The sequence below is a fragment of the Cedecea sp. AS113 genome, from assembly GCF_037152415.1.
GTDB lineage: Bacteria > Pseudomonadota > Gammaproteobacteria > Enterobacterales > Enterobacteriaceae > Cedecea.
Genome location: NZ_JBBCMI010000019.1, coordinates 1 through 24,608 on the forward strand (window position 1 = coordinate 1; position 24,608 = coordinate 24,608).

Sequence of the window (24,608 nt, forward strand, 5' to 3'; positions counted from 1 at the left end):
GCCAGCGTTCAATCTGAGCCATGATCAAACTCTTCAATTTAAAAGTGTTTGATGCTCAAAGAATTAAAACTGTTTATAAAATCAGTAGTCACTCTTCAAGACTTGATATTTATTTGCATCCGGAGATGCTGAGATATCAATCCTGCGAGTGCCCACACAGATTGTCTGATAAATTGTTAAAGAGCAGTGCTAATTTCTCAGTAGCGCGGGCTGTGCATATTACGCTTTCCCGCTGCGTAGTCAAGCATTTATTTTTCGCTTCACTCCGCCTGACACGCCGCTTTGCAAGCCGTTGTTCCGTGTCAGTGGAGGCGCATTATAGGGAATTCTTCGCCGGTGACAAGCGTTTATTTAAAAAAACTTTCTGACCGCATTCTTTTTCGCCAACCCGCTTATTTACAACGCTATTTGGTGCTTAACTGTGCAATTTCACGGGCAAATCGGGCTACCTGCGGCCAATCGGTATAAACCACTTCTTTACTTGTATCCGTTTCACCGCCGGTCATTTTCATAATTAAGCGGATCATGAAGCGGTCCAGCCAGCCATAACGCGGGTAACGCAATGCACCGGCAAACACGGCACAATGATCGGGCTGCCAAACCGAGTTAAGCAAAAACTTGCGGGTATAAGGATTCGTCTGCGGCGAACGCTTCTCTGGTTTACGGGCAACAAGATTGACCGCGAAAAATGCACTCGCGCGCTCCTTCAGCTGCAGCTGATACTTTTTCACGAACGCCTCAACAGAGGCATGGAAATGTCCGTAGCGAATAGAAGCACCAATGATCACCCGGTCGTAATTAGCCCAGGCAAGTTCCTCGCAGCGATGGAGATTGACCACATCGCTCTCCACGCCCAGCTCTTTCAGTTCAGAAGAGATATAAGAAGCAATCTCACGAGTTTGACCATCTCGGGTCGAAAACAGAATTAAGGTTTTCACACAGGCTCCGGTTACTCGCGCCAGAAAGTAGGCGTGAACAGTACTAGCAGGGTAAATACTTCAAGGCGGCCAAACAGCATATTCACAATCAGGATCCATTTGGCCACGGGATTCATGCTGGCAAAGTTGTCGGCAACGACGCCAAGGCCCGGGCCCAGGTTATTAAGCGTTGCAGCAACAGAGGCAAAAGCAGAGAAGTCATCGACGCCGGTCGCGATGATAGCCAGCATACTGACGATAAACACCAGCGCATAAGCAGAGAAGAATCCCCATACGGCTTCAAGAATTCGTTCCGGCAAGGCCCGGTTCCCAAGCTTGATGCTGTAAACGGCATTCGGGTGTACCAGGCGTTTCAGCTCGCGGTTACCTTGTTTAAACAGCAGCAGGATACGAATCACTTTCAGGCCACCGCCGGTAGATCCGGCGCAGCCGCCGATGAAGGCAGAGCAGAGCAGCAAAACCGGCAAGAATAGCGGCCAGCGAGCGATGCTGTCCGTGGTAAAGCCCGCGGTGGTCGCCATCGACACGACCTGGAAGAAAGCCTGATTCAAAGTCTGCCAGGCTGACTGGTAGGTATTATGGAACCAAAGCACCAGAGTACAGACCAGAACCAGCGAGAGCTGTACACCGATAAACATCCGAAATTCCGGATCGCGCCAGTACACTTTGAGGCTACGCCCGCTCAGCAGGGAGAAGTGCAGACTGTAGTTACAGCCAGAGATCAGCAGGAAGATAGCAATAATGGTATTGATGGTTGGGCTATTGAAGTAGCCCACGCTCGCATCATGTGTCGAGAAGCCACCAATCGCAATAGTAGAGAAGCTATGTCCGATAGCATCAAACGCCGGCATCCCCGCGAACCAAAGCGCCAGCGCGCAAGCAATCGTCAGCAGGACATAAATGAGCCACAGCGTCTTTGCCGTTTCGGCGATACGCGGGCGCATTTTATTATCTTTAAGCGGCCCCGGCATTTCTGCCCGATACAGTTGCAACCCACCGACGCCAAGAATAGGCAAGATGGCCACCGCCAGGACGATGATCCCCATCCCGCCGAACCATTGCAGCATTTGCCGATAGAAAAGAATCGCATGAGGTAAAGAGTCCAGCCCCACCAGCGTTGTCGCGCCGGTCGTTGTCAGGCCAGAAAAGGATTCAAAAAAGGCGTCTGTTACCGTCAGATTCGGCCGCTCGGCAAAGACAAACGGCAGCGCACCCACGCTGCCCAGCACAGTCCAGAACAGCACAACGATCAGGAAGCCTTCCTTCGGTTTGAGATCCCTTTTCTCACGGCGATTTGGCCACCACAGTAAAGAACCTATCGCCAGCGCAACAAAAAAGGTTTGGGTAAAGGCGCGGCCGGCACCGTCTCGATAGATTAGAGCCACTAAGCCGGGGAGTATCATGGTTCCGGAAAAGAGGATAACCAACAGGCCAACGATTCGGGTAATGGCGCGAAAATGCATTTCAGCCGCTTCCTTAAATATCTATAAATAACGAGGTGGGATTATTGTTCAAACGGCAATAAATGCAACGCACCGCGGCTAAAGTCACTCAGCCTGGCGTTGAAGGCAGCCACCTGGGTTTGCGGCAACGCTACGCGCATAGCAACGATGGCCTGGAAGTCGCTTTCCACAATAAGACCATCGCTTTGCTTGAGTAGCGCTTCCACACCCGCCAGCTGCGAATAGTCGCAATGCAAAGTATATTCGGTTAACGGCACTTTGAGCACTGTAGAAAGCTGGTTTAACGCCAGCTGTACGCCGCCGCCATAGGCTTTCACCAGGCCACCAGTACCCAGCTTCACCCCACCGTAGTAGCGCACCACCACCGCAGTGATTTCACCAATACCTTTTCCCATCAGTTGGGCAAGCATGGGTTTCCCTGCGGTGCCTGCAGGCTCACCATCATCCGAGAAACCTAGCTGCTGCGAGTCATCCGGCGCGCCAGCAACCCACGCCCAGCAATGGTGACGAGCGTCCGGGTGTTCAGCCCGGATTTTCTCAACAAATGCTTTAGCCGCTATTACCCCATCCGTATGGGCGACAAAGGTAATAAAGCGGCTTTTCTTGATCTCCTCGCTGACCGTGACGGGCTCGGCAGGGATTGGCCAACTTTCCATTACGCGAGCTTCAGGTTACGCGTCATGTTTTCGATGCTGTTTTCATAGATAACGACGTTATCTTCAATGCGGATGCCGCCAAACGGCTTCAGCGCCTCAATACGCTTCCAGTCGAAGTGTTTGCTGTACTGCCCTTCACGCCACGGTGCCAGCAGCGATTCGATAAAGTACAAACCGGGCTCAATGGTCAGCACCATGCGAGGTTCCAGCACGCGGGTACAGCGCAGATAAGGATGCTGCGAAGGTGCAGCCAGATGCGTCCCGGTATCGTCCTGCATAAACCCGGCTACATCGTGAACCTGCAACCCAAGCGGATGCCCGATGCCGTGCGGCATGAACGGGGTAGTGATCCCGGCTTCCAGCATCGCCTCTTCACTGATGTCGTTGACAAGCTTGTGGCGACGCAGCAGCTTAGCCAGACGCTGATGGAACTGGATGTGGTAATCGGTATAGCGCACACCTGACTTCATAGTGTCGATCAGCGCCAGTTGCTCTTCGTTCACGTCTTTAATCAGATGAGCGAAATCGCTGTCGCTTTGGGTCGTCCAGGTCCGCGTCAGGTCGGCGGCATAGCCGTTATATTCAGCGCCAGCGTCCAGCAGGAAGCTCCGAATTTCGGCAGGTACGCGATGATCCAGCTTAGTGTAGTGCAGCACCGAAGCATGCTCATTGAGCGCCACGATATTGCCATACGGCACATCGGTATCGCGGTGTCCGGTCGCCGTCAGGTAAGCGATGTTAATATCGAATTCGCTCATGCCGGACAGGAACGCTTCGTGCGCAGCGCGATGGCCGACGACTGCCGTTTTCTGTGCTTCGCGCATGCAGGACAGCTCGTAGTCCGTTTTATAAGCGCGATAATAATGCAGATAGTCGATAACCCCTTTCGGGTTGATGTTGGCTGGCGTGATATCCAGCTGTAATGCACGCTCTGGCACCGGGCCAATGTAGCCAATATTGCTGCGTGCGGCAGGCAGCTGGCTGCCGATACCGTCGGCTTTTGGCAGCGCAATCACTTCAATATCGTCGGTCCAGAAGGATTCCGGCAGCGGCTCCACGTTGTGCCAGTAATCCACCGGCAGATAGAACCACAGCTTCGGCTTATTCACGCCATCCACCAGCAGCCAGCAGTTAGGTACCTGGGTCACCGGCACCCAGGCTTTGAACTGCGGGTTTACTTTAAACGGATAGGCATGATCATCGAGGAAGACATTGAACAGCTCCCCGGAGTGAATAAGTAATGCATCAAGGTTAAAACGCGCCAGAACGTTGCGGGTACGCTCCTGTAGCGTTGCCACATGATCTTTATACAGCGCGGCCAGTGATTCCATAATTTATCCTTCTGTTTTTGTCTCTGTTCGCATCGCATCTTAGCATACCGGACAAACCGCCGAGTTATTTCCGCCGCCTGTGATCGAGTTTGCAAATATTTAAAGAGAAATTTGCATTTCATTAACATCGATTCCACACTCCGCTTCATCTGGTACGACCAGATCCCATTGCTGGATTCAGGAGACTGACATGCTCTACCAAGGTGAAACCCTACATCTCGACTGGCTGGAAGACGGCATCGCCGAACTGGTTTTTGATGCCCCCGGCTCCGTCAACAAGCTGGATACAGCGACCGTCGCCAGCCTCGGCGAAGCGCTGGCCGTACTTGAAAAACAGTCTAACCTCAAAGGCCTGCTGCTGAGTTCCAGCAAATCTGCCTTCATCGTTGGCGCCGACATTACCGAATTCCTGTCGCTGTTCCTGGTCCCTGCCGAACAGCTGACCCACTGGCTGCAATTTGCCAACAGCGTGTTTAACCGCCTGGAAGACTTGCCCGTCCCAACCATCGCCGCGGTGAATGGTTACGCGTTGGGCGGCGGATGCGAATGTGTACTGGCAACCGATTACCGTCTGGCAACGCCGGATACCCGTATTGGCCTGCCGGAAACTAAGCTAGGCATTATGCCGGGCTTTGGCGGTTCCGTTCGTCTGCCGCGTTTATTGGGTGCCGATAGCGCGCTTGAAATTATCACCGCGGGCAAAGACGTTGGCGCAGCAGAAGCGCAAAAACTTGGCCTGGTTGATGGTGTGGTAAAAACCGAAAAACTGCGTGACGGCGCACTGGCAGTCCTCCGCCAGGCGATCAAAGGCGAGCTGGACTGGCAGGCAAAGCGCGCCCCGAAACTTGAGCCGTTACGTTTAAGCAAAATCGAAGCCGGTATGAGCTTCACCATTGCTAAAGGCATGGTGGCGCAGATCGCCGGGAAGCATTACCCAGCGCCAATGACTGCGGTAAAAACCATTGAAGCTGCCGCCGGTCTTGGCCGCGATGAAGCCCTGAAGCTGGAAACCCAAAGCTTTGTGCCGCTGGCTCGTTCCAATGAAGCCCGCGCGCTGGTCGGCATCTTCCTGAACGATCAGTTTGTCAAAGGCAAAGCGAAAAAACTCACCAAAGATATCGAAACGCCTAAACACGCGGCCGTACTCGGCGCGGGTATTATGGGCGGCGGCATTGCTTATCAGTCCGCCTGGAAAGGCGTGCCGGTATTAATGAAAGACATTAACGAGAAGTCGCTGGCGCTGGGCATTAATGAAGCCAGCAAGCTGCTGAACAAACAGCTTGAGCGCGGCAAAATTGACGGCATGAAGCTGGCACAGGTGATTTCAACCATTCAGCCAACGCTGGAATACGCAGGGTTCGATCGTGTAGACGTTGTCGTTGAAGCCGTAGTTGAAAATCCGAAAGTGAAAAAAGCGGTGCTGGCAGAAACCGAAGATAAGGTTCGCCCTGATGCCGTGCTGGCTTCCAACACCTCAACCATCCCGATTAGCGAACTGGCAAGCGGGCTGAAACGCCCGGAAAACTTCTGTGGGATGCACTTCTTCAACCCGGTGCATCGCATGCCGCTGGTTGAAGTCATTCGCGGAGAAAAAACCTCAGACGCCACCCTCGCCAAAGTGGTGGCATGGGCAAGCAAAATGGGTAAAACCCCTATCGTGGTCAATGACTGCCCGGGCTTCTTCGTCAACCGCGTGCTGTTCCCCTACTTTGCAGGCTTTAGCCAGTTGCTGCGCGACGGCGCGGATTTCCGCCAGATCGACAAAGTGATGGAAAAACAGTTCGGCTGGCCGATGGGCCCGGCTTACCTGCTGGACGTGGTCGGAATTGATACCGCCCATCACGCACAGGCGGTCATGGCCGCAGGCTTCCCGCAGCGTATGAACAAAGATTACCGCGACGCAATCGACGTTCTGTTTGATGCCGGACGCTACGGCCAGAAAACCCAGCAGGGCTTCTATCGTTTTAAAGAAGACAGCAAAGGCAAACCGCGCAAAGACCAGGACGAAGCTGTTGATCGCCTGCTGGCAGACGTGAGCCAGCCTAAGCGCAGCTTCAGCGACGAAGAAATTATCGCCCGCATGATGATCCCAATGATCAACGAAGTGGTTCGCTGCCTCGAAGAAGGCGTGATTGCCAGCCCGGCAGAAGCCGATATGGCGCTGGTTTACGGCCTCGGTTTCCCTCCGTTCCACGGCGGCGCGTTCCGCTGGCTGGACACCCTGGGCAGCGCGAAGTATTTCGACATGGCGCAGCAGTACCAAAACCTAGGCCCGCTGTACGTCGTGCCTGAAGGCCTTCAGGCCAAAGCATCACGCAACGAGCCGTACTATCCCCCGGTCGAGCCAGCCCGCCCGACCAGTGACCTGAAAAGCGCCTGAGGAGTGAACATGGAAAAGGTTGTTATTGTTGATGCCATCCGTACGCCGATGGGCCGCTCGAAAGGCGGCGCGTTCCGCAACGTTCGCGCTGAGGATCTGTCGGCGCATCTGATGCGCAGTATCCTGTCCCGTAACCCGGCACTCGAAGCCGCAGCGCTGGACGATATCTACTGGGGCTGCGTCCAGCAGACGCTTGAGCAGGGTTTCAATATTGCCCGCAATGCATCGCTTCTGGCGGAAATTCCTCATTCAGTGCCAGCCACCACGGTGAACCGCCTGTGCGGTTCCTCCATGCAGGCGCTGCACGATGCAGCACGCATGATTCAAACCGGCGACGCGCATGCTTGCCTGATCGGCGGCGTGGAACATATGGGCCACGTACCGATGACCCACGGGATTGATTTCCACCCTGGCCTCAGCCGCAACGTGGCAAAAGCTGCGGGCATGATGGGCCTGACGGCTGAAATGCTTTCCCGCTTACACGGCATCAGCCGTGAAATGCAGGATCAGTTTGCCGCGCGTTCCCATCAGCGCGCCTGGGCTGCCACAGAAGCCGGGCACTTCAAAGCGGAAATTATGCCGACCAGCGGTCACGATGCCGACGGCGTTCTGAAGCGTTACGACTACGATGAAGTGATTCGCCCGGAAACCACGGTTGAAGGGCTGGCGGCGCTGAAACCTGCTTTTGATCCGGTCAATGGCACCGTCACCGCAGGCACATCTTCGGCGCTGTCCGATGGGGCATCCGCGATGCTGCTGATGAGCGAAACTCGCGCCAAAGAGCTGGGCCTGAAAATTCGCGCACGCGTTCGCTCGATGGCCGTCGTCGGCTGCGACCCGTCTATTATGGGTTACGGCCCGGTGCCTGCATCCCGACTAGCGCTGAAAAAAGCGGGCCTGACCGCTCAGGATATCGACCTGTTTGAGATGAACGAAGCGTTTGCCGCCCAGATCCTGCCGTGCATTAAAGATCTGGGGCTGATGGATAAGATCGACGAAAAGATCAACCTGAACGGTGGCGCGATCGCGCTTGGCCACCCGTTGGGCTGCTCCGGCTCGCGTATCAGCACCACGCTTATCAACCTGATGGAGCGTCGCGACGCGCAGTTTGGCCTGGCTACCATGTGTATTGGCCTGGGTCAGGGCATCGCGACCGTATTTGAACGCGTTTAATAAAAAACGAAACTGAGTTTAGTTGCCGTGTTTCCCGCCTGTCAGGGGCGGGTTTTTTATATCTGAAAGATAAAAAAAACCACCGACGATGCGGTGGCTTATTCTGACGACGAACGGCCTTAAATAAAGGAGAAAGCGTCGCCGAACATATGTTCAACCAGCGCCCCGCGCTCGTTGCAGAACAGTTCACGGGCAATTTTCGCCATTTCGAAACGACCTGCGATATAGATATCGTGCCCGCTCAGTGAAGCGTGATCCTGCATAACGGCGGTGAGTACAGTCCCGCTCCGGCCACGCCAGCCTTCTTCCGGCTGCTCAACCACGGCTTCAACACGCAGATTAGGATGCTGCAGGGTCAGCCCTTCCAGCTCGGCCAGGTCGTAAAGATGCTTCTCTTCACGGCCGCCCCAATAGATTGCAATTTCACGCTCTGGGTTACGCGCCAGCGCCGTCAGCAGAATAGAACGAACGTAAGAGAACCCCGTGCCGCCGGCAATCAGGATAAGAGGACGGTCTTCATCTTCGCGCAGCCACGCATCACCGTGTGGCATATCAACCACAATTTCCTGCCCTTTCAGAATACGGTCCATTACCGCCATGGCATAGAGGTTGAGCTCAGAGGCACCAATATGTAACTCAATGAACTCACGCTCGCTCGGCGTGGAAGCCATAGAGAACGGGCGCTTATCCCGCTCATCCATCACCACCATCAAATACTGCCCGGCCTGGAATGAGAAATCGCCTTCCGGCAGCAATCGAACGCGATATACCGTGTCGGTTATCGCTTCTACCGAGGTCACTTTACAGCTTAAGGTTGTCATGCGTCCCCTCTGTCGGGTCAATAATGCTAAACCGTAAAGGTCGCCACTCAGGCGCCTTTGTCGTTATCAAAAATAGCCAGTTCATCCCAGATTGCATCAATACGCGCGCATACCTCAACATCTTTCTTGATTGGGCGCCCCCATTCACGCTGGGTTTCGCCCGGCCATTTATTGGTGGCGTCCAGTCCCATTTTAGAGCCTAGCCCGGAAACCGGGGAGGCAAAATCCAGATAGTCTATCGGCGTGTTATCCACCAGCACCGTATCACGGGACGGATCCATACGCGTAGTGATCGCCCAGATAACATCGTTCCAGTCGCGTGCATTGACGTCGTCATCACACACAATAACAAACTTGGTGTACATGAACTGACGCAGGAACGACCAAACCCCCATCATGACTCGCTTGGCATGTCCGGCATACTGTTTTTTAATCGTCACTACCGCGAGTCGGTATGAACACCCTTCCGGCGGGAGATAGAAATCAATAATCTCCGGAAATTGCTTTTGCAGGATGGGTACCAGCACTTCATTAAGCGCCACACCCAGCACCGCAGGCTCATCCGGCGGGCGGCCAGTGTAGGTGGAATGGTAAATCGCATCCTGCCGCTGGGTGACGTGGGTTACGGTGAATACCGGGAAGCTATCCACTTCGTTGTAGTACCCTGTATGGTCGCCATACGGGCCTTCCGGTGCCATTTCACCAGGCTCAATGTAACCTTCCAGCACAATTTCTGCACCTGCAGGAACTTCAAGATCGTTGGAGATACATTTCACGACCTCGGTTTTGGTCCCGCGCAGCAGCCCGGCAAAAGCATATTCGGAAAGCGTATCCGGCACCGGCGTCACCGCCCCAAGAATGGTTGCGGGATCTGCGCCAAGCGCTACGGAGACAGGGAAGCGCTCACCCGGGTGAGCCTCACACCATTCCTGGAAGTCCAGCGCACCGCCGCGATGAGACAACCAGCGCATAATCAGCTTGTTTTTGCCGATCAGCTGCTGGCGGTAAATCCCCAGATTCTGGCGCTCTTTATGCGGACCACGGGTGACCGTTAACCCCCAGGTAATCAGCGGGGCGACGTCTTCCGGCCAGCAGCGCATGATCGGAATGCGATTAAGATCGACCTCATCCCCTTCCCAAACCTGCTCCTGGCAAGGTGCATTACGCAGACGTTTAGTCGGCATATTCAGAACTTGTTTGAACTGCGGCAGCTTATCAAACAGGTCGCGGAAGCCTTTTGGCGGCTCCGGTTCTTTAAGGAAAGCCAGCAGTTTCCCGACTTCACGCAGGGCAGTAACGTCCTCCTGCCCCATGCCCATCGCTACGCGTTTCGGCGTTCCAAACAGGTTACATAGCACCGGCATGGTGTAGCCTTTCGGGTTTTCAAACAGCAAAGCCGGGCCACCGGCTCGCAGCGTGCGATCGGCAATTTCGGTCATTTCCAGATTCGGATCGACAGGCAATGCGATACGTTTGAGTTCGCCCTGCTGCTCAAGCAGCGCAAGAAATTCGCGTAGGTCGTGGTATTTCATGCAATTTATCGTGACGTCGGATTTGGCCGTCATTATACGGACTTCACCGCCACCATGCTGTATTTTTGTTAAATTAGCGTGAAACTGGCCGCCTGCCGGCCGCCCCCGGACAGGTTATACTGAAGCTGTGTATCTCTGCGAAGGACGTTTTGTTATTCTGACGCGCTGAAGCGGGCGAAAAGAGAAATTATGCAATCCTGGTATCTTCTTTACTGTAAACGTGGTCAATTACTGCGCGCCAAAGAGCATCTTGAGCGCCAGGAAGTTAATTGTCTTACACCAATGATCACGCTGGAAAAAATGGTGCGTGGTAAAAGAGCTGCGGTCAGCGAGCCTCTGTTCCCTAATTACCTGTTTGTCGAGTTCGATCCAGAATCCATCCATACCACCACGGTGAATTCCACCCGTGGCGTCAGCCATTTTGTTCGCTTCGGCGCGCAGCCGGCAACGGTTCCGGAAACAGTGATTCATGAACTGATGCACTATCAAATAGAGAATATCCTCGACCCAGAAACGCCGTATCCCGGCGATAGCGTGGTGATTACCGAAGGGGCCTTCAAGGGATTAGAAGCCATCTTCGCTGAACCAGACGGTGAAGCTCGCTCAATGTTGCTGCTGAATTTACTGAATAAGCAGGTGCAGCAAAGCATCAGGAATACCGACTTCCGCAAGGTTTAATGCAAAGAGGCCAGCAAATGCTGGCCTCTTTCTTCCTGAATCGCAACTAGCGCTGCATCTGCTCATCGTGCAGCCATTGGGCAACACGTTTTGAGAAATACGTCAGCACGCCATCCGCGCCAGCACGCTTAAAGCACATCAAAGATTCCATAATGGCCGGTTTTTCGGCCAGCCAGCCGTTCTGAATCGCAGCCATATGCATGGCATATTCACCGGATACCTGGTAGGCAAATGTTGGCACCCCAAAGGTGTCTTTCACGCGGCGCACAACGTCGAGATAAGGCATCCCAGGTTTCACCATCACCATGTCGGCCCCTTCCTGCAGATCTTGCGCCACTTCCTGCAAAGCTTCGTCGCTGTTAGCCGGATCCATCTGGTAAGTCTTCTTATTGCCGCCCTTCAGGTTACCGGAAGAGCCAATGGCATCCCGGAACGGGCCGTAGTAGCAGGAAGCATATTTTGCGGCATAGGACATGATCTGGGTATTCACGAAGCCATCAGCTTCTAACCGGTCCCGGATAGCGCCAATACGTCCATCCATCATATCGCTAGGCGCGACAATTTCGGCCCCGGCTTCAGCATGGGAAAGGGCCTGACGAACCAGAATCTCGCGAGTGACGTCGTTGATCACATAGCCATCAGCGTCAATGACACCGTCCTGCCCGTGAGTGGTGTAAGGGTCCAGGGCAACGTCAGTCAGCAACCCAAGCTCAGGCACAGCATCTTTCAGCGCACGCACAGCGCGCTGTACCAGGCCATTTGGGTTATAGGCTTCTTCCGCATGCAGCGATTTCCCGTCGCTTTCAATGACCGGGAACAAAGAGAGCACAGGGACGCCCAGCTTCGCGACCGCCTCTGCTTCTTTCAGCAGTTGATCGATAGTCATACGATAAACCCCCGGCATAGACGGCACTTCCTGCTGCTGGTTGTGGCCTTCCATGACAAACACAGGGTAAATAAGGTCGTTTACCGTCAGCTGGTTTTCAGCCACAAGACGACGGCTGAAGTCATGACGACGTACGCGGCGCATACGACGCCCGGGAAACGTACCGGGAAATGCATAGCTCATTTAACTTTCTCCTGATTAAAACCCAGTCGGAATAACCGACGAGCATTGTCATCTGTTACCTGCGCAAGCCAGGCCGGGTCTTCACCGCGCCATTCGGCGACCTTATTCAGGATATGGGGCAGATAACAGGGTTCGTTGCGGCGGGACGCAGGTTTTGGTTGTAGATCCCGGGGCAACAAATAGGGCGCATCGGTTTCCAGCAGCAGTTGCTGAGCGGGGATAACCGGAAGTAACTCTCTTAGTGCCAGGCCACGGCGCTCGTCGCAAACCCAGCCGGTAATGCCGATAAACAGTCCGCGAAGCAGGCAATCGCGGGCTTCCTCTTCAGTTCCGGTAAAGCAGTGCAGCACCACGCCGGGCAGTTGATCCAACCAGGGGTCAAGTAGCGCAAGAAAACGTTCATGTGCATCCCGGCAGTGTAAAAATACCGGCATCATCAGCTCCGCGGCCAGCGCCAACTGCGCGGTGAAAGCGCGTTCCTGCTCTGCAGGAGTAGAAAAGTTACGGTTAAAATCCAGACCGCATTCGCCGATAGCGACGACCTGCGGGGCCGCCGCTAAACGGCGGATGGCACCCGCAGTTTCGTCATTCCACTGGCTGGCATCATGGGGATGCACTCCGGCGGTGGACCAGCAGTTTTCATGCTGCTGCGCCAGGCGTAACGCTTGTTCACTTTCATGGAGGTTGGTACCGGTCAACATCATGCCACTCAGGCCAGCCTGCCATGCGCGAGCGACCACATCCTCGTGATCTTTTGCGAATTGAGAACTGGTTAAATTCACGCCAATATCAAACATCTCTCCCTCCAAACGACAACCGCCCCTGAGGGCGGTTATTTCATTACTGCTCTTTTTCCGAGCGCGTCTCTTCAGATTCAGGCTCATCATCTTCATCGCCATTACGCCCTTTTCCGACGTAGAAGCGGGAGAAGAAGACACCAACCTCAAACAGGCAGTACATTGGCACCGCCAGAAGGGTTTGCGAGAAAACATCCGGCGGCGTTAACAGCATGCCGACAACAAAAGCCCCAACCAGAATATAAGGGCGCTTCTGTTTCAATGATTCCGGTGTTGTCACCCCCATCCAGCACAGCAGGATAATGGCGACGGGCACCTCAAAAGCTACGCCAAAGGCCATGAACAACGACATCACAAAGTCGAGATATTTCGTGATGTCCGTCGAGACGACCACCCCTATTGGCGCAGTTTTTGTCAGGAAACCAAAGGCGAGCGGGAAGACCACAAAATACGCAAAGGCAATGCCGATATAAAAAAGCAGCGTGCTGGAGAACAGCAGCGGCATCACCAGCTTACGCTCATGCTTGTACAATGCAGGGGCAACAAAAGCCCAGATCTGGTACAGAATGACCGGCGCGGCCAGGAACACCGAAACGTAAATGGTTAATTTTATCGGGGTAAAGAACGGTGATGCGACATCGGTCGCAATCATCGTTGAGCCCAACGGCATATGTTTGATCAGCGGGGCGGAAACCACCTGATAGATGTCATTGGCGAAATAGACCAGCGCCAGGAAAATCACCAGCACGGCGATCATGCTGTTCAGCAGGCGCTTACGCAGCTCGATCAGATGGCTAATGAGCGGTTGGGTATCTTCAACAGCCATAGTTACGATTTTTCACCTGGAAGTTGCGTTGGGGTGACAACGGGTGCAGCCTCGGGCAAAGGCTTCACCTGAGGCTCGACAGCAGATTCGACGACGTTTTCGACCGCCACGGGTGCAGGTGTCACCGTCTCTGAAGGTACGGCATCAGGCGCAGCCGCCTGATGTGCCGCATTGGCTGGCGTGGCACCGTCATGACTTAGCTGTTCATCCTTAACCAACGGGTTATGGATGGTATTCGCTTCGTCGCTGTTCTTTTCAGGATCGTGCTGGGTATAAGAACGCTTCATCGACTCAGCGGCCTGGCGCAGTTCGTCCATTGACGCCTTCAGTTCAGGCGTCAAATTATCCATACTGGCTTTCTCGACCTTTTTCAGGCTGTCCTGCAGTTCCTGCAGCTTCAGTTCCTGAGCGAGTTCGTTCTGCACCGTGGTAGCCAAAGAACGCAGCGCGCGCACCCAGCCAACAACTGTTTTTACCGCCACCGGCAAGCGCTGCGGACCCAGAACAATTAGGCCAATCACAAACACCAGCAGCAGTTCGCCAAAACCAATGTCGAACACGGTTTATACCTGCTCTTTATCGTTGCTTTTCGCTTCGTCTTTTTTCACGTCGCTCGGTTTTTCAGAGAGGGATTTCGCTGTGAAATCAGCATCCTTCTCACCATTTTCTTTCTCTTTGCCGTCGTCGTCGCTCATGGCTTTCTTAAAGCCCTTAATAGACGCGCCAAGATCTGAACCTAAAGAGCCCAGCTTCTTGGTGCCAAACAATAAAACAACGATAACAACAATGATTAGCAATTGTGGCCAACTGATGCCCATACCTACTCCTGAATAAAGATGTTAAGGCAATGAGAACCGCTATTATACGGCAATCACCCGTTAATTCCGATTAAAGTTCAGGCAGAGCGCCGCCAGCCAATCAGCCAGACAACGATTCCCCCCGCCATCAACCAGGCAGGCATAAAGTCCCACTCAGGTTTGTTGATCAGCAGCAGCGTCCCGCTCAATATAAGCGTGGCACCGATGCCGAACAGGTAACGCGACTGTCCCTGCCGCACGTGATGAAGTTGCAGGTCGCGCTGAATTTTATCAACGCTAAGCTGTAATTGCTTGCCCTGGCGCAAACTGTTGTACACCAGTTCCGGCAATTCCGGCATTTTTTCCACCCAAAAAGGCGCTTTTTCTTTGAAAGCACGTACCAGAGCAGGAATACCAACCTGATCTTTGATCCAGCTTTCCAGGAAAGGTTTCGCCGTTTTCCACAGATCCAGCTGCGGATAAAGCTGCCTACCGACGCCTTCGACGTATAAAAGGGTCTTCTGCAGTAAAACTAACTGCGGCTGAACTTCCATGTTGAAACGACGCGCGGTATTGAACAGGTTCAGCAGCACATGGCCAAAGGAGATCTCCGCCAGCGGCTTCTCAAAAATAGGTTCACACACGGTGCGAATCGCAAACTCGAACTCTTCGACATTCGTATCTGCCGGCACCCAGCCAGAGTCCACATGCAGCTCGGCTACCTTGCGGTAATCCCGGTTGAAGAAGGCAATAAAGTTTTCTGCCAGATAGCGCTTATCGTCTTTGTTCAGCGAGCCCACGATACCGCAGTCGATACCAATGTATTGCGGATCTTCCGGGTGGTCGTAGCTCACGAAAATGTTGCCCGGATGCATGTCCGCATGGAAGAAGCTGTCGCGGAAGACCTGCGTAAAGAAGACCTGCACGCCACGTTCGGCAAGCAGCTTCATGTTGGTGCCCTGAGCTTCGAGCGCAACGGTGTCAGAGACCGGAACCCCGTAAATCCGCTCCATCACCATCATGTTCTCGGTGCAGTAGTCCGAATAAACCTCCGGCACATACAGCATCGGGCTATTTTCGAAGTTACGCCGCAGTTGGATGGCGTTCGCCGCTTCACGCAGCAGGTTTAACTCATCGATCAGCGTTTTTTCGTATTCACGCACCACTTCCAGCGGGCGGAGACGACGGCCATCCGGCAGCAAACGCGGCACCCAACGGGCGAGGCGATAGATAAGCTTCATATCGGCTTTGATCACCGGCAGGATATCAGGCCGAATGACCTTAATCACGACCTCTTTGCCGCTCTCTTTCAGGCGTGCGGTATGCACCTGAGCAATGGAGGCAGAGGCCAGAGGCTTGATGTCAAAATCGTCGAACCAACTTTCAACGGGAATGCCGCCCATCGCCAGTTCAATCTGTTTCTTCGCCAACGCACCGTCAAAAGGCGCAACTCTGTCCTGCAACATAGCCAGTTGGTCAGCAATGATCGGTGGGAACAGATCGCGACGGGTAGAAAGCATCTGACCAAACTTGATCCAAACGGGACCGAGCTCCTGCAGCGCAAGGCGTAGACGTTCTCCCAAAGGCTTATCACGGTGACGATTCGGCATCCAGAACAGGCAACGCCGCCACAAACGTAACGGCAGCGTAATGCGCATTTTGGGAATCAGTTCATCAAGGCCATAGCTCAGAAAGGTACGGACAATGAAATAAAGGCGGCGAATTTCTCCTGGCGTCATTTGCCCTCCAGCTTATCCAGCCGTTTGCTGAGTGCGTCCGCCGAGCGTGCCAGCGCTTCGGTTTCCTCTGCAAACCAGGCCACTTCAAGTGAGCCAGGCGCAACGCGCCACTCTTCGGTGAGCGCTTCTCCCAGATACTGCTGATTGCGGATCAATCCTTTTTTCAGCAGCTTTCCGCCATGACGCGCAAACTTACTGATACCTTCAGAGGCAATATCGCCTATATACGGAGCCAGCAGTTCCGCAGGATCAAACTCCGCGAGATCCATCAGCGATGCCAGATTTTGTACAACCTGAATGTCACCTGCCACGTCAAGTTCACCGCTGCGAATCAGAGCGGTAAGTTGCTGGCGATCGCGCAGTTTCGGCAGCACGCCTATATGGGTTGTGACGCTACAATCCGCCTCACCTTCCCACTGGCTCAGTACGTCCAGCTGTTGTTCACTGAACACCAGCACCAGCGGCGCTGAAAATTCTTTCAGGCTAACGCGCAACGTCTTGCCCTGCAGGCGTTGACGCGCGGATTTCAGGCTACGATCGCGCCAGAGGAAGGTGTTCAGCACACCTTCAATTCCGGCAGTCATCAGCGACATAAATGGCATCGCGGCTCCCTGTTAGAATTTATAGCCACGGTGCAGGGCGACAATCCCACCGGTCATATTGTAATAGGTGGTGTTTTCAAACCCGGCTTCTTCCATCATGCCTTTCAGCGTTTCCTGATCCGGGTGCATGCGAATGGATTCTGCCAGGTAGCGATAGCTTTCGCCGTCCTGAGCGACCATTTCACCGATGCGCGGCAGAATGTGGAAGGAATACGCGTCGTAGGCTTTGTTCAGCGGCTCGAAAGCTGGTTTGGAGAACTCAAGCACCAGCAGGCGGCCACCGGGTTTGAGAACGCGGAACATAGAGCGCAATGCAGCGTCTTTATCCGTGACGTTACGCAGGCCAAAGGAGATGGTGATGCAGTCAAAGGTGTTGTCCGGGAATGGCAGCGCTTCGGCGTTAGCCTGCACGTATCTGACGTTCCCCACAATGCCGATATTGCGCAGCTTTTCACGCCCCATTTTCAGCATCGAATCGTTAATATCGGCCAATACGACTTCACCTGTCTCACCAACCAGGCGAGAAAATTTCGCCGTCAGATCGCCCGTACCGCCCGCAAGATCCAGCACGCGCTGGCCACGACGTACGCCACTGCAGTCTATCGTGTAGCGTTTCCACAACCTGTGGATACCAAAAGACATCAGGTCGTTCATTACGTCGTATTTCGCCGCAACAGAGTGGAACACGTTCGCCACCATATCGACCTTTTGCTCTTTAGCTACGGTACGGAAGCCAAAGTGCGTTGTTTCCTGGGATCCGGACTCCTGGGATTCATCAACCATCTCAATGCCTGCTTAATAAAGAAAATGTTCGGGAAGTGTAACAGAATGGGCGTGAAAGCCCTATGATTCAACCGTGCTACTCAGCCTCAGTTTAACGCTCTTCACCCGTGCGCGATGAAGACAAAGTATCGAATTCAGCCTCAGGTTCTTCGCCCGCATGGCCCAGTCGAGCCGAATCATCCTCATCTTCCTGACGAGCGCGCTCGACCAGATCTGGATTCATCTCACGTTTGACTTCTACGCCAAGTCCGCGAAACGCATCCGCCTGAACCAGGATATTCCCACGGCCGGATGAAAGTTTTTTCATCGCCTGCCGGTAGTTATCCTGCGCCTTATCGAGACTTTGCCCAATCGCAGACATATCATCCACGAACAGGCGCATTTTATCGTACAGGCGCCCCGCCCTGTCGGCGATTTGCTGGGCGTTACGGCTTTGATGTTCATAGCGCCACAGATTGGCAATAGTGCGCAGCGCCACCAGCAGCGTCGTCGGGCTCACCAGCATAATGTTATTTTTCAGCGCTTCGCTAATCAGTTCAGGCTGCCTGTCGATAGCCAGCAGGAAAGCGGGCTCAACGGGAATAAACATCAACACATAGTCCAGCGAACGTAGCCCCGGTAGCTGTTGGTAATCTTTGCGCCCCAGCAGGCGAATATGGCTGCGGATAGCGGTGATGTGCTCATTCAGCGCACTTTCACGCGTGAGTTCATCTTCACCATTGAAGTAACGCTCATAGGCCACCAGCGTCATTTTTGCATCAATAACAACGTCTTTGCCCTGAGGCAGGCGGACGATAACATCCGGCTGCATACGACTGTTGTTTTCAAGCTGGATGTTCACCTGAGTCTGGTATTCATGCCCTTCACGCAGGCCAGAAGCTTCCAATACCCGAGTTAACACCACTTCCCCCCAGTTACCCTGGGTTTTGTTGTCGCCCTTCAGTGCTTTGGTGAGATTGAGCGCCTCTTGCGCCATTTGTGCATTGAGCTGCTGAAGGTTACGGATTTCGTGCGTCAACGTATGCCGTTCGCGTGCTTCCTGGCCAAAACTCTCCTGGACCTGGCGTCGGAAGCCATCGAGCTGTTCACGAAGTGGGGAAAGCAACACGTTAAGGCTTTGGCGGTTCTGCTCTTCAACCTTACGCCCGCTTTGCTCAAAAATACGGTGGGCCAGATTCTCAAACTGCTCGTTCAGGCGCTGCTCGCTGTTAAGCATTTGGCGATGCTTGTCTTCAGCATTGAGCCGGGTTTGCTCGAGCAACGTGGTCAGCTCACGAATATCTGCTTCCTGCCCGCTGTTAATTTCCATTTGAGCACGGACCTCACGGTTAAGCTGGTCGCACTCATCTCGCCAGTGCTGGTTTTGCTGAAGCTCCTGCCGCGCGGCTGTAAGCTCACCGTAGATTTCACGCTGTTCTTCATGCAAAGCCGCCAACCGCTGCGCCGCACGCAGACTGGCGACAAGCCAGCCGGTCAGCAAGCCCACCAACCCGATGCCCAGCCCAAACAACAGTGAAATATCCATGCTTCCCCCAAAACGATACCAACATCGGCAAAATAAAATTCTGCTGTATAAATGTCCAGATGAAAAGGGATTTTCCGGAAGGGAGCGCGCAAAGCATAAAAAAAGCCGGCGAGCGCCGGCCTTATGATCGGAAAAGCAAAACTACAGCAGGCGACGCGCCGCCTCGACCACGATTTTCACCGCGTGACTTTCCGTTTTCTTCATGGTTTCCGCGTTAGGGATCTCTTGCTGAGTACGGTTCACGATGACCCCGGCAACCATACCCGCACGCAGACCCTGGCTGGAGCACATGGTCAGCAGCGTGGCGGATTCCATTTCATAGTTCATCACGCCCATTTCCTGCCACTCTTTCATTGAGCCTTTGAAGCGGCTAACTACGCGGCCGGAGAGCGTGTCGTAACGCTCCTGACCAGGGTAGAAGGTGTCGGAGGATGCCGTCACGCCGATGTGCGTCGTTGCGCCCACGGCTTTTGCCGCTTCAACCAGCGCGGTAGTACATGCGAAGTCTGCCACAGCCGGGTATTCCATTGGCGCGAAGTGCAGGCTGGCACCATCCAGGCGAACAGATGCGGTGGTCACGAGCACATCGCCGACGTTGATGTTCGGCTGAATCGCCCCGGTAGTCCCGACGCGCAGGAAAGTGCGAATGCCAAGCTGTGCCAGTTCTTCAACGGCAATAGAGGTAGATGGGCCGCCGATACCGGTAGAACAGATGATAACCGGCTTGCCGTCGAGTTCAGCACGCCAGGAAGTGAATTCACGGTGGGAAGCCAGCTTAACCGGCTTGTCCATCAGCGCGGCGATTTTTTCCACACGCTCAGGATCGCCAGGGACGATGGCAAGCGTAGCCCCTTGCAGGTCATTTTTAGTGAGGCCGAGATGGAAAACATCAGACTTGGACATAACAGACTCCTCTGTTGAGTAGGTTTCAGGAGAAGCAAAGCGACACTTTACAGAACCCCTGAGCATAATTTCGTGATGACGCTCACTTTGGATGAAACAAATTACATTATTTGTATATTCATATGCGATCAGCATCACAATTAAGCGTCAATCGGGCTATTTTTTGAACTTTGACGGCGTTTTTTGCCCGCCAGATTTGCTACTAATCCTGGCTATAGTTATCACACTGCGCTAATGCTGGTTCGGAGAAAACCATGAAACAAAAGCAAACAACACATAACACACCGGGCGAAGGTTTCGCACCGGCGGCATCCCCCATCGCCCCCACCGCTTTGCTAACGCCGGACGACACTATTCTTTCTGGGGAAACGTCAATTCCAAGCCAGGGCGACAATATGCCGGCTTACCACGCCAGGCCCAAAAATGCCGATGGCCCGCTGCCGGTCGTGATTGTCATTCAGGAGATATTTGGCGTTCACGAACATATCCGCGATCTCTGCCGTCGACTGGCGCTTGAAGGCTATCTGGCCATCGCCCCGGAGCTTTATTTTCGCCAGGGAGAACCGGGAGATTTTGCCGATATCCCCACGTTGTTAAGCGGCCTGGTCTCAAAAGTGCCGGATAACCAGGTGCTGGGCGACCTTGATCATGTGGCCAGTTGGGCTTCACGCAACGGCGGCGATGCGCATCGCCTGATGGTCACCGGTTTTTGCTGGGGCGGGCGAATTGCCTGGCTTTATGCGGCGCACAATCCACAGCTGAAAGCGGCCGTCGCCTGGTACGGCAAGCTGACGGGTGAGAAAACGTTGAACTCTCATCACCACCCGGTAGATATCGCCGTCAATCTTAATGCGCCAGTGCTAGGCCTTTATGGTGGTCAGGATACCGGGATTTCTCAGGAAAGCGTTGAGACCATGCGCCAGGCACTAAGAGCGGCCAATGCCAGGGCGGAAATTATTGTCTACCCGGAAGCCGGGCACGCTTTTAACGCTGACTACCGCCCGAGCTACCATGAAGCGTCGGCCAAAGATGGCTGGGAAAGGATGCTGGCGTGGTTTAAACGGTACGGAGTAAGGAAGTAAAGCCGGTCGGTTACCCCGGACTGCATAACATAACGGGCCGTCCGTCACGGCCCGTTATATCCCTGACATCTAAAAATCGTATTCGTTAATCACATCAAGAATACTTTTTTCATTATGGTAGCGAATTCTCAAAGCACCCTGCTGCGATTTTGCTTTACCACAGATAACATTAACCTGTTTTTCAATATCCTTTTGCTGCTCTTTTGGCAAGCTCGAATCCCATTCACCAGATAAATGCTGGCAGTCATCTGCATTTATTAGAAACTCAGTAACGTCTTTTGGATATTTATCCGCAGCCTGAGCGCAGGAAACCAAAAAGAATAGCGCACAGAAAATTAGGCTTTTATTCATTTTATCGACCATCCGTTGACCAATGAGGTTTATCGTTAGCACCGCCGTGATACTTTATCACATCAAAGCTTTTCCCTACTTCATGTAATTGAGCATTCATGCCATCACGGGGCATTGTTTTGATAATAACAGTCTCACCTTTATTATCTTTAATTTCCAGGTTACCCATCCACGACAGCGTCATATCAATAGCATTGCCTTCCGTATGTCGGCTCCTTAACGCCGGAGCAACGTTGAGATTGGACATGCCATAAGCCCGGACCATCGCTTTTGCCGCATTAATGCTTTTATTTCTGTCAGCCTTTCCGTTCGCACCATTATGCACCCATTCAATTTCCACACCCGATTTTTCAGGAATATTGGCGGGTTCAACTATGCCTCGTGCCAGCTTCCAGGACCAGTGCATTAAATATGCCCTTTCCGGCGGACGTAACGTCGCCGAAATAGTTACCCTGACGCCAGCATCTTCAAGGCTTTTTAGAAAATTATTAACATTTGCCCGGAATATTGGACTCAGGGTTTGCGTGTCACTACTTCCCTGGAATCGACTAACCCAGCCTTCACCGCTTAGCTGCTTCATAAGTATCCTTTTATTTCACAAAAAAAGACAAACTGCGCAGTAAGCTTCTCAAGAAAAAATTCAGCGTGACAAGGTGAATGTTGGATAAATACGACTTTCAGAAAAGAGTAAGGGCATTATTCCTGGCATTAGCATGCATTAGTGAACAGGGAGATGAGGGCGTGATTTTAACTGTGTGAAAAACGGAGGCTCTCACCTCCGTTTTAGTATTAAGCCTCGCGCAGGTTGTGTGCCGCTTGCACCATGTTTGCCAGCGCCGCACGGGTTTCTGGCCAGCCACGGGTTTTCAGGCCGCAGTCCGGGTTAACCCACAGGCGCTCTGCCGGAACAGATTCCGCCGCTTTCTTGAGCAGGGCTTCAATCCATTGCACATCCGGAACGTTTGGAGAGTGGATGTCGTACACACCCGGCCCGATTTCATTCGGGTATTCGAACTCTTTAAACGCCTCCAGCAGATCCATATCGGAACGGGAAGTTTCGATGGTGATCACGTCCGCATCCAGCGCCGCAATGGAGTCCATGATGTCGTTGAACTCGCAGTAGCACATGTGGGTATGGATTTGGGTGTCATCTCGCACCACGGCGGCGTTCAGACGGAAGGCCTCCACGCCCCACTCCAGATAAGCCTGCCAGTCGGACTGGCGCAGCGGCAAACCTTCACGCAGGGCGGGTTCATCAATCTGGATGATACCGATACCTGCGGCTTCCAGATCCGCTACTTCGTCACGCAGGGCCAGCGCAATCTGCTTCGCGATAGTCTCCCGGGAAACATCTTCACGCGGGAAGGACCAGCAAAGAATCGTCACCGGACCGGTCAACATGCCTTTAACCGGTTTGTCGGTCAGGGACTGCGCGTATTTGGCCCACTCAACGGTGATCGGCTCCGGACGGCTGATATCGCCGATAACAATCGGAGGTTTCACGCAGCGGGAACCGTAGCTCTGCACCCAGCCGTTCTGAGTAAAGACGAAGCCATCCAGATGTTCGCCGAAATACTCAACCATGTCGTTACGCTCAGCTTCGCCATGCACCAACACGTCAAGGCCCAGACGTTCCTGCTCAACAATCGCCTGCTTAATGTGTTCGGCGATACCGGTGCGATAGTTGCTCGCGTCCAGCTTGCCTTTTTTGAAGTCCAGGCGCAGGCCGCGAATTTCAGTTGTTTGCGGGAAGGAGCCAATGGTCGTTGTTGGCCAGGCCGGCAGGTTGAAGCGTTCACGCTGGGCTGCTGCACGGGCAGTGTAAGCATTCTGGCGCTGGCTGTCCTGGGCGGTAATTTTAGCCAGACGCTCGCTGACAGCGGCATTGTGTACACGTTTGGACTGACGACGAGCCTGAATCGGGGCGCTCCATTCAGCAATTTTGGCGGTATTCCCACTGTTTAATGCTTCAGTCAGTAAGGACAGCTCAGCACACTTCTGCAGGGCAAAAGCAAACCAGCTTTTAACTTCGGCATCCAGGCGAGTTTCTACGCTCAGGTCAATTGGGCTGTGCAGCAGGGAGCAGGAAGATGCCACCCACAGCTCACGTTTACCCACCAGGTCTTTTAACTGAGCATATTTCTCCGTCAGATCGGCACGCCAGACGTTACGGCCGTTGATAACACCCGCCGACAGCAACCAGTTTGCAGGCAGTTTCTTATGGATGTCATTCACGTCATCTTTGCCATGTACAAAATCAACGTGCAGACCCTGCACCGGCAGCGCGGTGATGGTGTTCAGGTTTGGCCCCACGCCTTCGAAGTAGGTGGTAAGCAGCAGCTTCACCTGGCCGGTCAGCACGTCGTAAGCGGGTTTGAAGGCATCCAGCCATGCTTTTGGCAGCTCCAGCACCAGCGCAGGCTCATCGATTTGTACCCACTCAACGCCACGCTTCGCCAATTCGGCCAGCACCTGCTGGTAGACCGGCAAAATATCTTTCAACAGGCTCAGGCGATCAAACTGTTCGCCTTTCACTTTGCCCAGCCACAGGTAAGTCACTGGCCCAAGCAGGACAGGTTTCACCTTATGGCCCAGCGCAAGCGCCTCGTCGACTTCTTCCAGCAGCTGAGTCCAGGTCAGTTTGAACTGCTGCCCCTTAGTAAATTCCGGCACCATGTAGTGGTAGTTGGTATTGAACCATTTGGTCATTTCTGCGGCAGCAGCAGGCTCGCCGGTTGGTGCCCGGCCACGGCCGATGCGAAACAGCGTATCGATATCGACGCTGCCGTCTTTGTTCTGATGACGAGCCGGTACGTTACCGAGCAGCAGGCTGGTGGTCAGAACATGGTCGTACCAGGCGAAATCGCCCGCCGGCAGTAATTCGACGCCGGCTTGTTTTTGTTGGTCCCAGTGGCGGGCACGCAGTTCGCGGCCAACCGCCAGTAATTCTTCGCGGGAGGTATTCCCTGCCCAGTAGCTTTCTTGTGCTTTTTTCAACTCGCGCTTAAGGCCGACGCGAGGGAACCCCAGGGTGTGATTATGGATTGTCATGGTCTTTCCTCTATTCGGTGCGATGTATTTAGCCATCCAGATGTTTACACTTCTATAATCAGCAGGTACTGTATAATCCTCAAGCGCAATTTGTTCATGCCGAAGTGAAGG

23 protein-coding genes are annotated in these 24,608 nt (G+C 53.7%); 4 read left to right on the plus strand and 19 right to left on the minus strand.

Going from position 1 to position 24,608, the window contains the following annotated elements; translation table 11 throughout:
- Positions 1 to 404: 404 nt before the first annotated feature.
- The 4 genes from hemG to pepQ are packed head-to-tail and all read right to left on the minus strand — an operon-like array spanning position 405 to position 4,388.
- Positions 405 to 938: a menaquinone-dependent protoporphyrinogen IX dehydrogenase gene (hemG, locus tag WFN87_RS18925; protein WP_166879461.1), complete on the minus strand. Its 534-nt coding sequence runs from the start codon at positions 936 to 938 to the stop codon at positions 405 to 407.
- An 11-nt stretch (positions 939 to 949) separates the two neighbouring features.
- A complete protein-coding gene (gene trkH, locus WFN87_RS18930; RefSeq protein ID WP_008455438.1) occupies positions 950 to 2,401 on the minus strand; it encodes a Trk system potassium transporter TrkH in 1,452 nt (483 codons plus the stop codon).
- 41 nt (positions 2,402 to 2,442) lie between these two features.
- Entirely contained in the window at positions 2,443 to 3,057 is a 615-nt protein-coding gene (locus tag WFN87_RS18935) for an IMPACT family protein (protein ID WP_008455441.1), read from the minus strand.
- A complete protein-coding gene (gene pepQ, locus WFN87_RS18940; protein ID WP_166995906.1) occupies positions 3,057 to 4,388 on the minus strand; it encodes a Xaa-Pro dipeptidase in 1,332 nt (443 codons plus the stop codon). Before pepQ ends, WFN87_RS18935 begins: the two co-directional genes overlap by 1 nt.
- A 190-nt stretch (positions 4,389 to 4,578) precedes the next feature.
- On the opposite strand from pepQ, the gene fadB reads away from it, so the two are divergent.
- Positions 4,579 to 6,768, plus strand: a complete 2,190-nt coding sequence (gene fadB, locus WFN87_RS18945; RefSeq protein WP_336983884.1) for a fatty acid oxidation complex subunit alpha FadB — start codon at positions 4,579 to 4,581, stop codon at positions 6,766 to 6,768.
- 9 nt (positions 6,769 to 6,777) lie between these two features.
- Positions 6,778 to 7,941: an acetyl-CoA C-acyltransferase FadA gene (gene fadA / locus WFN87_RS18950; protein ID WP_008455446.1), complete on the plus strand. Its 1,164-nt coding sequence runs from the start codon at positions 6,778 to 6,780 to the stop codon at positions 7,939 to 7,941.
- Positions 7,942 to 8,060: 119 nt separating this feature from the next.
- Here the strand turns inward: fadA and fre are convergent, their stop codons facing one another.
- Together fre and ubiD are read right to left on the minus strand one after the other, a co-directional pair.
- The gene (fre, locus tag WFN87_RS18955; RefSeq protein ID WP_008455448.1) at positions 8,061 to 8,762 is read right to left on the minus strand and encodes an NAD(P)H-flavin reductase; all 702 of its coding nucleotides are present in this window, start codon (positions 8,760 to 8,762) and stop codon (positions 8,061 to 8,063) included.
- A 47-nt stretch (positions 8,763 to 8,809) separates the two neighbouring features.
- Positions 8,810 to 10,303: a 4-hydroxy-3-polyprenylbenzoate decarboxylase gene (ubiD, locus tag WFN87_RS18960; protein ID WP_085938888.1), complete on the minus strand. Its 1,494-nt coding sequence runs from the start codon at positions 10,301 to 10,303 to the stop codon at positions 8,810 to 8,812.
- A 180-nt stretch (positions 10,304 to 10,483) separates the two neighbouring features.
- On the opposite strand from ubiD, the gene rfaH reads away from it, so the two are divergent.
- Positions 10,484 to 10,972 (plus strand): transcription/translation regulatory transformer protein RfaH, encoded by a 489-nt coding sequence (gene rfaH / locus WFN87_RS18965; RefSeq protein WP_008455452.1) that lies wholly within the window; start codon positions 10,484 to 10,486, stop codon positions 10,970 to 10,972.
- A 46-nt stretch (positions 10,973 to 11,018) separates the two neighbouring features.
- On the opposite strand, the gene hemB is transcribed toward rfaH, so the two are convergent.
- The 10 genes from hemB to udp all read right to left on the minus strand — a co-directional run bounded on the left by hemB (position 11,019) and on the right by udp (position 20,013).
- The gene (hemB, locus tag WFN87_RS18970; protein ID WP_008455454.1) at positions 11,019 to 12,041 is read right to left on the minus strand and encodes a porphobilinogen synthase; all 1,023 of its coding nucleotides are present in this window, start codon (positions 12,039 to 12,041) and stop codon (positions 11,019 to 11,021) included.
- Positions 12,038 to 12,838: a 3'-5' ssDNA/RNA exonuclease TatD gene (tatD, locus tag WFN87_RS18975; protein WP_336709206.1), complete on the minus strand. Its 801-nt coding sequence runs from the start codon at positions 12,836 to 12,838 to the stop codon at positions 12,038 to 12,040. Before tatD ends, hemB begins: the two co-directional genes overlap by 4 nt.
- Positions 12,839 to 12,881: 43 nt before the next feature.
- The gene (gene tatC, locus WFN87_RS18980) at positions 12,882 to 13,664 is read right to left on the minus strand and encodes a Sec-independent protein translocase subunit TatC (protein ID WP_008455457.1); all 783 of its coding nucleotides are present in this window, start codon (positions 13,662 to 13,664) and stop codon (positions 12,882 to 12,884) included.
- A gap of 2 nt (positions 13,665 to 13,666) precedes the next feature.
- Complete coding sequence (gene tatB, locus WFN87_RS18985) at positions 13,667 to 14,224, minus strand: Sec-independent protein translocase protein TatB (RefSeq protein ID WP_336709208.1); 558 nt, start codon at positions 14,222 to 14,224, stop codon at positions 13,667 to 13,669.
- A 3-nt stretch (positions 14,225 to 14,227) separates the two neighbouring features.
- Positions 14,228 to 14,482: a twin-arginine translocase TatA/TatE family subunit gene (gene tatA, locus WFN87_RS18990; RefSeq protein ID WP_008455463.1), complete on the minus strand. Its 255-nt coding sequence runs from the start codon at positions 14,480 to 14,482 to the stop codon at positions 14,228 to 14,230.
- Between the two features lie 77 nt (positions 14,483 to 14,559).
- Entirely contained in the window at positions 14,560 to 16,200 is a 1,641-nt protein-coding gene (gene ubiB / locus WFN87_RS18995; protein WP_008455465.1) for a ubiquinone biosynthesis regulatory protein kinase UbiB, read from the minus strand.
- The gene (gene ubiJ, locus WFN87_RS19000; protein WP_166995899.1) at positions 16,197 to 16,802 is read right to left on the minus strand and encodes a ubiquinone biosynthesis protein UbiJ; all 606 of its coding nucleotides are present in this window, start codon (positions 16,800 to 16,802) and stop codon (positions 16,197 to 16,199) included. Before ubiJ ends, ubiB begins: the two co-directional genes overlap by 4 nt.
- A gap of 12 nt (positions 16,803 to 16,814) precedes the next feature.
- Entirely contained in the window at positions 16,815 to 17,585 is a 771-nt protein-coding gene (gene ubiE, locus WFN87_RS19005; protein WP_008455469.1) for a bifunctional demethylmenaquinone methyltransferase/2-methoxy-6-polyprenyl-1,4-benzoquinol methylase UbiE, read from the minus strand.
- A gap of 91 nt (positions 17,586 to 17,676) precedes the next feature.
- A complete protein-coding gene (gene rmuC, locus WFN87_RS19010; RefSeq protein ID WP_008455472.1) occupies positions 17,677 to 19,110 on the minus strand; it encodes a DNA recombination protein RmuC in 1,434 nt (477 codons plus the stop codon).
- Positions 19,111 to 19,251: 141 nt separating this feature from the next.
- Positions 19,252 to 20,013, minus strand: coding sequence for a uridine phosphorylase (gene udp / locus WFN87_RS19015; RefSeq protein WP_008455474.1), 762 nt, complete (start codon positions 20,011 to 20,013; stop codon positions 19,252 to 19,254).
- A gap of 254 nt (positions 20,014 to 20,267) precedes the next feature.
- On the opposite strand from udp, the gene WFN87_RS19020 reads away from it, so the two are divergent.
- Positions 20,268 to 21,095: a dienelactone hydrolase family protein gene (locus tag WFN87_RS19020; protein WP_312746720.1), complete on the plus strand. Its 828-nt coding sequence runs from the start codon at positions 20,268 to 20,270 to the stop codon at positions 21,093 to 21,095.
- A 69-nt stretch (positions 21,096 to 21,164) separates the two neighbouring features.
- Here WFN87_RS19020 and WFN87_RS19025 read toward each other — a convergent pair whose 3' ends face one another.
- From WFN87_RS19025 to metE, 3 genes are all read right to left on the minus strand, one after another.
- On the minus strand, positions 21,165 to 21,446 hold the full coding sequence (locus tag WFN87_RS19025; protein WP_336983885.1) for a hypothetical protein: 282 nt from the start codon (positions 21,444 to 21,446) through the stop codon (positions 21,165 to 21,167).
- Between the two features lies 1 nt (position 21,447).
- The gene (locus WFN87_RS19030) at positions 21,448 to 22,026 is read right to left on the minus strand and encodes a peptidoglycan-binding domain-containing protein (RefSeq protein WP_336983886.1); all 579 of its coding nucleotides are present in this window, start codon (positions 22,024 to 22,026) and stop codon (positions 21,448 to 21,450) included.
- A gap of 209 nt (positions 22,027 to 22,235) precedes the next feature.
- Positions 22,236 to 24,497 (minus strand): 5-methyltetrahydropteroyltriglutamate--homocysteine S-methyltransferase, encoded by a 2,262-nt coding sequence (gene metE, locus WFN87_RS19035; RefSeq protein ID WP_336983887.1) that lies wholly within the window; start codon positions 24,495 to 24,497, stop codon positions 22,236 to 22,238.
- Positions 24,498 to 24,608 lie beyond the last annotated feature (111 nt).

Coding starts and splice junctions, on each gene's coding strand:
- trkH (WP_008455438.1), bottom strand. CDS start 2,401: ATGCATTTTCGCGCCATTACCCGAATCGTTGGCCTGTTGGTTATCCTC.
- WFN87_RS18935 (WP_008455441.1), bottom strand. CDS start 3,057: ATGGAAAGTTGGCCAATCCCTGCCGAGCCCGTCACGGTCAGCGAGGAG.
- pepQ (WP_166995906.1), bottom strand. CDS start 4,388: ATGGAATCACTGGCCGCGCTGTATAAAGATCATGTGGCAACGCTACAG.
- fadB (WP_336983884.1), top strand. CDS start 4,579: ATGCTCTACCAAGGTGAAACCCTACATCTCGACTGGCTGGAAGACGGC.
- fadA (WP_008455446.1), top strand. CDS start 6,778: ATGGAAAAGGTTGTTATTGTTGATGCCATCCGTACGCCGATGGGCCGC.
- fre (WP_008455448.1), bottom strand. CDS start 8,762: ATGACAACCTTAAGCTGTAAAGTGACCTCGGTAGAAGCGATAACCGAC.
- rfaH (WP_008455452.1), top strand. CDS start 10,484: ATGCAATCCTGGTATCTTCTTTACTGTAAACGTGGTCAATTACTGCGC.
- hemB (WP_008455454.1), bottom strand. CDS start 12,041: ATGAGCTATGCATTTCCCGGTACGTTTCCCGGGCGTCGTATGCGCCGC.
- tatD (WP_336709206.1), bottom strand. CDS start 12,838: ATGTTTGATATTGGCGTGAATTTAACCAGTTCTCAATTCGCAAAAGAT.
- tatC (WP_008455457.1), bottom strand. CDS start 13,664: ATGGCTGTTGAAGATACCCAACCGCTCATTAGCCATCTGATCGAGCTG.
- tatA (WP_008455463.1), bottom strand. CDS start 14,482: ATGGGCATCAGTTGGCCACAATTGCTAATCATTGTTGTTATCGTTGTT.
- ubiB (WP_008455465.1), bottom strand. CDS start 16,200: ATGACGCCAGGAGAAATTCGCCGCCTTTATTTCATTGTCCGTACCTTT.
- ubiJ (WP_166995899.1), bottom strand. CDS start 16,802: ATGCCATTTATGTCGCTGATGACTGCCGGAATTGAAGGTGTGCTGAAC.
- ubiE (WP_008455469.1), bottom strand. CDS start 17,585: ATGGTTGATGAATCCCAGGAGTCCGGATCCCAGGAAACAACGCACTTT.
- rmuC (WP_008455472.1), bottom strand. CDS start 19,110: ATGGATATTTCACTGTTGTTTGGGCTGGGCATCGGGTTGGTGGGCTTG.
- udp (WP_008455474.1), bottom strand. CDS start 20,013: ATGTCCAAGTCTGATGTTTTCCATCTCGGCCTCACTAAAAATGACCTG.
- WFN87_RS19020 (WP_312746720.1), top strand. CDS start 20,268: ATGAAACAAAAGCAAACAACACATAACACACCGGGCGAAGGTTTCGCA.
- WFN87_RS19025 (WP_336983885.1), bottom strand. CDS start 21,446: ATGAATAAAAGCCTAATTTTCTGTGCGCTATTCTTTTTGGTTTCCTGC.
- WFN87_RS19030 (WP_336983886.1), bottom strand. CDS start 22,026: ATGAAGCAGCTAAGCGGTGAAGGCTGGGTTAGTCGATTCCAGGGAAGT.
- metE (WP_336983887.1), bottom strand. CDS start 24,497: ATGACAATCCATAATCACACCCTGGGGTTCCCTCGCGTCGGCCTTAAG.